The sequence below is a fragment of the Bacillus sp. MN7755 genome (genome assembly GCF_054771475.1).
In genome coordinates, this window is record NZ_BTRL01000027.1 from 102,131 (window position 1) to 109,563 (window position 7,433).

At 34.9% G+C, this 7,433-nt stretch carries 8 protein-coding genes; 5 read left to right on the plus strand and 3 right to left on the minus strand.

Annotation, left to right across the window (positions count from 1 at the left end):
• Positions 1-158: 158 nt before the first annotated feature.
• Positions 159-1,388, plus strand: coding sequence for an MFS transporter (locus tag ACYVEC_RS26850; protein WP_063221743.1), 1,230 nt, complete (start codon positions 159-161; stop codon positions 1,386-1,388).
• 53 nt (positions 1,389-1,441) lie between these two features.
• Here ACYVEC_RS26850 and ACYVEC_RS26855 read toward each other — a convergent pair whose 3' ends face one another.
• Entirely contained in the window at positions 1,442-2,056 is a 615-nt protein-coding gene (locus tag ACYVEC_RS26855; protein ID WP_063221724.1) for a LysE/ArgO family amino acid transporter, read from the minus strand.
• A gap of 118 nt (positions 2,057-2,174) precedes the next feature.
• On the opposite strand from ACYVEC_RS26855, the gene ACYVEC_RS26860 reads away from it, so the two are divergent.
• Positions 2,175-3,617 (plus strand): aminotransferase-like domain-containing protein, encoded by a 1,443-nt coding sequence (locus ACYVEC_RS26860; RefSeq protein WP_275719593.1) that lies wholly within the window; start codon positions 2,175-2,177, stop codon positions 3,615-3,617.
• A 12-nt stretch (positions 3,618-3,629) separates the two neighbouring features.
• Positions 3,630-3,797, plus strand: a complete 168-nt coding sequence (locus ACYVEC_RS26865) for a DUF3933 family protein (RefSeq protein ID WP_063221723.1) — start codon at positions 3,630-3,632, stop codon at positions 3,795-3,797.
• 109 nt (positions 3,798-3,906) lie between these two features.
• Here the strand turns inward: ACYVEC_RS26865 and ACYVEC_RS26870 are convergent, their stop codons facing one another.
• On the minus strand, positions 3,907-4,872 hold the full coding sequence (locus ACYVEC_RS26870; protein WP_063221722.1) for a patatin-like phospholipase family protein: 966 nt from the start codon (positions 4,870-4,872) through the stop codon (positions 3,907-3,909).
• An 87-nt stretch (positions 4,873-4,959) separates the two neighbouring features.
• Entirely contained in the window at positions 4,960-5,103 is a 144-nt protein-coding gene (locus ACYVEC_RS26875) for a YjcZ family sporulation protein (RefSeq protein WP_000540420.1), read from the minus strand.
• A 224-nt stretch (positions 5,104-5,327) separates the two neighbouring features.
• On the opposite strand from ACYVEC_RS26875, the gene ACYVEC_RS26880 reads away from it, so the two are divergent.
• Together ACYVEC_RS26880 and ACYVEC_RS26885 are read left to right on the plus strand one after the other, a co-directional pair.
• On the plus strand, positions 5,328-6,080 hold the full coding sequence (locus tag ACYVEC_RS26880) for a YwqG family protein (protein ID WP_199678269.1): 753 nt from the start codon (positions 5,328-5,330) through the stop codon (positions 6,078-6,080).
• A gap of 145 nt (positions 6,081-6,225) precedes the next feature.
• A complete protein-coding gene (locus tag ACYVEC_RS26885; protein WP_275719592.1) occupies positions 6,226-7,386 on the plus strand; it encodes a transglutaminase domain-containing protein in 1,161 nt (386 codons plus the stop codon).
• Positions 7,387-7,433 lie beyond the last annotated feature (47 nt).

Below are 7,433 nucleotides of genomic sequence, written 5' to 3' on the forward strand. Positions count from 1 at the left end.
TGGATTCAAAGAATAGGAATAATACTATATTTTCCCCAATTTCTTTTGTTGTAAATGGGAAGTAGTAAAGATGTAATAGCCCTGGTGGAATGAACAATTACGTTCCAGCAGGGCTATTATATGGTAAGAAATATATGATGAAAGGTTCCGAAGCCGACATGTTAAAAAAAGAAAACTGTTGTTTAATTGCGCTTGCATCAGTTCCACTTGTTATGACATTAGGGAATTCAATGCTCATTCCAATCCTACCGACTATCGAAAAAAAATTACATATTTCATCGTTTCAAGTATCCATGATTATTACAATTTACTCTATTGTAGCCATTTTACTTATACCGATTGCTGGTTATTTATCAGATAGATGGGGGCGAAAGATGGTAATGGTTCCGAGTTTGCTGATTGCGGCTATAGGAGGAGCGATAACTGGTTGGGTATCTTGGAAAGTTGATAATCCCTACACTTGGATATTGATTGGTAGAGCGATTCAAGGTATTGGTGCTGCTGGTGCAATGCCAGTTGTTATACCGTGTGTTGGTGATTTATACAAGGATGAAAAACAAGTTAGTACAGGTTTAGGAATCATAGAAACATCCAATACATTTGGGAAAGTGCTGAGCCCTATTTTAGGTTCTGCTCTTGCTGCCATTGTATGGTTCTTACCGTTTTGGGCGATTCCAGTTTTATGCGTAGTATCAATTGTTTTATTACTTGTTCTAGTAAAGGCAAAGAAACAAGAAGGAGAAGTACCACCACTTAAAGAGTTTATAAAATCAATTCTTGCTACGTTTCGTGAAAAAGGAAGATGGTTAATTGCCATTTTTGCATTAGGTGCAATTATTATGCTTATTTTATTCGGAATTCTCTTTTATTTGTCAACTATACTGGAATCAAAGTATGACATTCATGGTATATGGAAAGGGTGTCTACTTGCGATTCCGTTACTTGTACTGTCAATTAGTTCATATATGGCTGGTAAAAAAATTGGAGATAATCAAAATATGATGAAGAAGTGTATTTATATTGGTTTTTTAATGGCAGCTGCATCAGTCATCATTCCTTTATTTATAAAAGGGATTTATTTACTACTTCTTTGTCTCGTTATTATGGGGATAGGAATTGGTATGGCACTCCCATGTTTAGATGCTTTAATTACACAAGGAATTGAAAAGGAGCAAAGGGGAACGGTTACGTCATTTTATAGTTCAATGCGATTTATCGGTGTAGCAGCTGGACCACCTCTATATTCTTTTTTCATGAAAGGTGCTGACCATGAAGTATTTTATTTAACAAGTATATTCGCTGGGATCGGTGCTGCTATAGCAATCATTTGGATTAAACCAGCAAAAGATGCAAAGACGGTAAAACAGAAACCGGAACCTACTTCATAATTTGTAAGAGAATTGCATGATGTTTTCAGTAACATGCAATTCTCTTTCGTTCATTAGGAATAAATAACTTGTTTTAACATATAAAGTGCGACACCCCATATGATGAGACCAGAAAATTTATTTAATAATACGATTGTCTTTCCGGTTGAGTCTAGTCTTTTTAGAAATTTCCCCGCTAAAGCTAAGCTTATAAACCAAATCCAAGAAACGATAATAGTTGCAAGTGTGAAAGCCCATTTTTCGTTTCCTATGTATTGGATAGAATTTGTTCCAATTACACCGATTGTATCTAAAATTGCATGTGGGTTTAATAACGAAACCGATGCGGCGAAAAGGATTTGCTTTTTTAAGGGCATACTTTTTTCTTGTTTTACATCGTTGGAAGGGTTACTTCTCCAAATAACAAAGCCCATGTATAGGAGAAAGAAAAATCCAATTATATATAACGAGTTAGTTAGCCAAGAAAAAGTAAGAAGCACAAGGGAGACACCTTGCACCGCTATCAATATGAGTAACGTATCACATATAGAGGCAGTTAATACTACAGGGGCTGCCCTCCAAATATTTGGTTGGCTCGCACCTTGGTTAAAGACGAAAACATTTTGGACTCCTAATGGAATGATAAGGCCAAATGCAAGAATGATACCATGAATAATTGCTTCACTCATCATATTACCTCCTATTTTAATTCGTTATGATAGTGTATATTGTATAGAAGAAATGAAAATTTGTATCCATCCATATGGTTGGGGAGGTTACCAACCAAAAAGAATATAAGGTGATATGATGGAAAGATTCGTTTGGAAACCGAATATGTCTCTAGCGATGCCTCTGTATAAACAAATAGAAACGTATATAAAAGAAAGAATCGTTAATGGAGAATGGACTGTTGGAACGAAATTACCTTCACAAAGAGAATTGGCATATACATTTGGTGTGAATCGAAGCACAATTGTAATGGCTTTCGATGAACTAGTTGCAAAGGGATACATTGAAGGGAATGGCAGAAAAGGAACAATTGTTGTAAATAATAATGAGAATGCTTCAACATACGCACCCCCACCTAATTGGCAGTCTTATGTAGAAACAGGACTTCATTATCCGAATCTGCCTGCTATTCAAGAGATTAATCAAGCTGAATTTTGTCCGCATGTAATTCGTTTAGGAACAGGTGAGCTCGCGCCAAGTCTTTTACCTGAAAAAAAGATGAAAGATATTATGAATAAGCTTTTAGGATCAAAGATGACACTTGGCTATGAAGAGCCGAAAGGAAATCTCTTTTTAAGGGAGAAGATTGCGGACTATTTAAAAGGACATGGTATTTATGTAACTCCTGATTCTATATTAATTGTTTCAGGAGCAATTCAAGCATTGCAACTTATCTCTATGGGGCTTCTTCCAAAAGGGGCATCCATCTTATTAGAAAAACCATCCTATTTATATTCGCTTAATGTTTTTCAATCAGCAGGAATGCGTTTCATTGGAATACCAATGGATGAGAACGGTTTAAATACATCATATATTACAAAATATAAGAAGCAATTTAATGCATCTATTTTATATACAATCCCGTCTTTTCATAATCCGACGAACTTTAGTATGAATGCGAAGAAACGAATAGAAGTGATGGAAATATGTAATGAAATTGGATTGCCTATTATAGAGGACGCGGTATATCAAGACTTATGGTTTGATGAGTCTGTTTCAAAGCCTTTAAAAGCATATGATAAAAACGGAATTGTACTACATATCGGGAGTATGTCTAAAGTCATTAGTCCAGGATTAAGAATTGGATGGATTGTTGGATCTGAGCCTGTTATTCAAAGGTTGGCAGACATAAAAATGCAAACAGATTATGGTTCAAGTTCTATTTCTCAGCAAATTGCAGCGGAATGGTTTGCGGATGGATCGTATGATGAACATTTACAGTTTGTAAGAACTAAGTTGAAAAAAAGTAGAGATTTTATGTTGCAAATGTTAGAGAAATATTGTCGTGATATAGCAACATGGTATGAACCGACAGGTGGTTTTTATATTTGGTTACATATGAATGTACCCGTTTCGAACCGTAGCTTATTTGACAAAGCTTTGAAAGAAAAGATTTTATTAAATCCAGGTACTTTGTATGATAGAAGTGCAAATCAATTTTTGCGCCTATCCTATTCATACGCAACGTTAGAAGAAATTGAAATAGGTATAAAAAAACTTGCACAATTAATGAAAAAGTAAGAGGAGAAAGTAATGAAACAATATGTAATTTGCCAAATTATCAATGGAGAAAAATATTTAGCTGCTTATGCGGAGACGAAGCAAGAGGCAATTGAAAAAGCGGAATTGTTAGGATTACGAACAGGAAATCGATACACAGTTATTACTGCGGAGGAAACTGAAGGGTTAACGTATCCGTAACCAACGTATAATAAATTATACAGGAAGTAAATAAGCCTAGTAATATATAATATTACTAGGCTTATTTTTTTTGAAAGCGTTACGTGTTCTCGTATGAAAAATAATATTATTATGAGTCAAGTTGACGGAAATACCGATTTGTTTTTCGGTCCTGATTTCCGTTTCTATATTCATCAATATATTGTCTGAAGTTCCACGATTGTAAAAACTTATTTGCGGCGTTATAACCAGAATTGTAAAGCCAATCTTTTTCTTCCTTTGTTAACTCAAAGTTTGTACTAGTAATGGACCCTGTTGGAATTGTAATTGTCCTTGCTTTTGATTCTTTGTCTAAATGACGTAAATCATGGGCTTGCATCATTGTTTTAAATAGTCCTTTGAACATGGAGATAGGCTCATTATAGTGGGCAGGGTCAGCTTGGATCTCATTTTTTACGAAATGAAATCCAAAAGTCGGCCAGCGAGGAGAGGTAGGTGAGTCGAAAATCCAAATTGGATAATTGCTTAAAATCCCTCCATCAACCATATAACAAGGTTGCTTCCATTTAGGGGTTCTCCATTTTACTGGTTCAAAAAAGAAGGGGATTGTACTACTCATTCTTACAGCTTTAGCAATAGAGAAGCGATAATTTAAAAATCCGTAGTTCGGTAAGTCATCAGGAAAGATAACCATTTTACCATTACTTATATCAGAAGCGATAATTTTAAGCTTATTTAAATCAGGTAAATCTGTAAATAAGTGAACTCCTTTTTTTCGAAGCAATTCTTCAATCCATTCCTCTATAAAAATATTAGAGTAAATACCAAGAGTAGTCCATGCGCTTAATCCTTTTCCGATAAACGGGATTCTGTCAATGAAGGTTCTCTTCGTAAATTTATTATAATCAATATCAGTTATAATCGTTTTTAACTCTGAACAAGAATATCCTGCTGCTAGGAGCGCAGCAATAATGGAACCAGCTGATGTTCCAGCTACACGCTCCCATTCATAGCCTTTTTCAGCTAACGCGCAAATTGCTCCTACATGCGCAATTCCGCGTACACCGCCTCCTTCAAAAACACCATCAATCTTCATTAATCATACTTCCTTTCGAATAAAAAATTTGAAAATGGCAAAAAAGCACGTATTGTACGTGCTTTTTTACAATAGTTTTTAAATTTACTAGCAGCCTACAAAGCCACCCCAACAGCTAGCTCCGATGATGATTAGAAGGATAAATAAAACGATTAATAAAGCGAAACCTCCATAACCACAACCGCCGCCGCCACCGTATCCGTAACCACAGCAACTATATCCGTAACCCATGTGGAATTCCTCCTTAAATTAAAAATAAAAATGAACGAGGGGAAAATGTACTGGAAGAAATAATGAACTATCGTGTTTGTAGGAACAATGTATACTATGCTTTTTTAAACTTGTTCGCGTATGGAGGAAGAGCCCGTTTTTTTGAAGGCTTGTTGTTTTTACAAAGAATGGAGTATAATTTTTGTGCGATGATACAAATAAGTATGTAAATATAAGGAGAATTTATGAATAAACAAATTGAAGTATTAATTGATAAATATGGGCTGACACATTTAAAAGAGGAACTTATTAATACTGTATTTTCTTGTATAAAAGTTGTGCCAAAGCAGGAGGAAACCGTTACGATAGGTAGTTCAAAAATGGGAGGAGTTCCTGATTTACCAGCTGCATTTGAATACCCAACGCATAAAGGAAATCCGTTACAGTTTATCGCTCAATTTAATTTAAATGATTTACAAAATGTTGGTATAGATCACAATCTACCTAAGACAGGAATGTTATACTTTTTCAGCATTGAAAATTACTTTGAAGAAGACGTGAATCCAACTGAAGCGGGGCGTGTACTTTATTATGATGTTCCTGTAGAGCAATTACGAAGAGCAGATGAATGGCAAACGAATTATAACCAGTGTGCAACTACTTTTGAACTAACGTATAAATTGCCAGAGCTTTTCATTGAAGATGAGGCTGATTCAGATCGTTTCTTGCAATTACTTGAAGAGCTAATTCCAGATAACTACGATAACCATCAAATGTTTGGTGAGCCATTCTCTGTACAAGATGAGGTATTGTACGAGACGGGACAATATATGGACATAGATCCGCAGCAAATGACGCTTTTATTCCAAATTGATTCAGATACTAAAAATTGTAATATGATGTGGGGAGATTTAGGGATGCTTTATTTCTGTATAGGAAATGAAGACTTGAAAAATCGACGTTTTGAAAATGTATGTTGTGTATTACAAACTTGTTAATGAAGAAGGTTGTTCTTGTAAAAAGAACAACCTTTTTACAATGTTAAATATGCATAATCTCATATGACCTATACGAAAAAGTATTGTATACTCTGAAACTATACGATACTTTTTCGTATAGTTATAGAATGTAAGGAGTGACATGATGGGAAAGACAAGTAAGTATGTGACAGCTACCCTGCTTTGTTCAACTATAGTAATGGGAGGCTTACAGGCGTCATCTGTATCTTATGCAGCTACGAATCCGACTACAGTGACAACACAATTAGATGTAAAGTTGTTAAATGATTTTAGGAAAGAATTAAAAAAACAGATTGATAATCGAGAAGAAAATATTACAATCACATATAAAACAAAAGATAGAAATGCTAGAAATATTATGGACCAATTGTATGGTGAGTTTAATAAAATTGTAGATGCGGATGAGTATGTAAAATATAATGTAGCGTCTACTAGATATTCTATTAAAGGGTTACCAGGAAACTATACGTTTACACTGCAAGTGAAATACCGTGAAACAAAAGAGCAAACACAATATGTAAAATCTCAGGCAAAAGCAATTATCGGCTCGATTGTAAAACCAGGAATGGATGAGCATGAGAAAGTAAAAGCGATTCATGATTACGTTGTAAAACATGTATCGTATGACACGTCTTATCAAGCATATACAGCATATGAAGCGTTAGCGAATCGCTCTGCTGTTTGCCAAGGCTATACGTTATTAACATATGAATTGCTAAAAGAAGCGGGTATCCAAAATCATATTGTAACAGGCACAGGAAATGGACAAGCTCATGCATGGAATTTGGTGAACATTGAAAACAAATGGTATCATCTTGATACGACTTTCGATGATCCAGTACCAGATAAAGCTGGGCGCGTAACATATTCATATTTTAATATGACTGATGAGCAATTAAGTAAAGATCACGACTGGGATCGTAGTAAATATCCAGCAGCAACTACAAGTTACTTTAATGAATTAACAAACAAAATAAAAGCTGGTAGTTCAAAAACTGCAGCATATGAGCAAATGTTAAAAGAAACAAATTTAAAATATTTGTCTGCACAATACGGAGCAGACAATTACAGTGAATTTAAGAAAAAATTACAGCAACAATTCGCTTCTAAGCCAGAAAAGGTAGAAGTACGATATAAGCAGTCTATGGATGGAACAATGCAAGATATAAAGAAAGTGTTAAATGAAATAAATTGGCCAAAAGGTGCAAAGCGTGTATCTTATCAAGTAGCACCATATAGTGCAATGGCAGATTATTCATTAGCGACAATTACATTTACGTATTAAGTAATGAAGAAGAGCATCTGTAAAAGTGAACTGCACCCCAATTGTTA